This is a genomic window from Thalassospira sp. ER-Se-21-Dark (assembly GCF_017922435.1).
In the GTDB taxonomy this organism is placed as follows: Bacteria; Pseudomonadota; Alphaproteobacteria; order Rhodospirillales; family Thalassospiraceae; genus Thalassospira.
The window spans coordinates 1-815 of record NZ_VDEZ01000012.1; the positions used below are offsets into that span (position 1 = coordinate 1).

The window sequence follows — 815 nt, forward strand, 5'->3', positions numbered from 1 at the left end:
GGCGCGGCCCTGACCCCGGTCAACGGCTTCGACAACTTTTCCATCACCGATAACAACTACTGGGCGACCGATACCGATAGCGACATCACCGATAACAACTTTGAAGTTGATATCGATTACGCTGCCGGTGGCCAGGTCATCATGACGGTTAACGCCACTGTTGACGGCGACAACCGTTCGCAGTCGATCGACGTAACGGACTATGCTTCAGGCGGCACCACCGCAATTGGGGCTGGTGAAAATGCGACCCTGAACTTCGATGAGCTTGGTCTGAGCTTCACGGTGAACACCAACTTCTCGGCATCTGTGTCGTCAATTGCCGCAGACAACACTGGTGCATCGAACTTCGGTTCTGACACCACCTTCAACGGCGTTACCGGTAACGACTCCTCGGCGAACGTTGTTAACATGGCTGCAGACAATGGTCAGCAGCTCGCCACCAGCATTGAATTCCAGGTTGGCGGCGGCAACACGGCAAACGACCGCTTGTCGATCAATTTGACCTCGGTTGATTCTGACACGCTTGGAAGCGGCTCTTCTGGTTCGGAAACCTCGCTTGAGGACCTTGGCGCCAATGCGATTAATACTGCTGCTGGTGCACAGAATGCTGTTGAAGTTGTCACCCGTGCGATTGATGACCTGCAGCGTGCACGTGCCGCAATCGGCACCTCCCAGAACCGGTTGGACTTTGCTGGACAGAACCTTGCTTCCACGCAGGAAAACACTGAATCAGCTCGCTCAACCCTGATGGACCTTGATGTGGCAGCCGAAATGACGGCCTTCACCTCAAAACAGATCCTGGTTCAGTCCGGTGT

General features: G+C 54.8%; 1 protein-coding gene. It reads left to right on the forward strand.

Going from position 1 to position 815, the window contains the following annotated elements:
- Positions 1–815: flagellin (locus tag FHI25_RS20475; protein WP_282597611.1), on the forward strand; the 815-nt coding region annotated here is incomplete at both ends.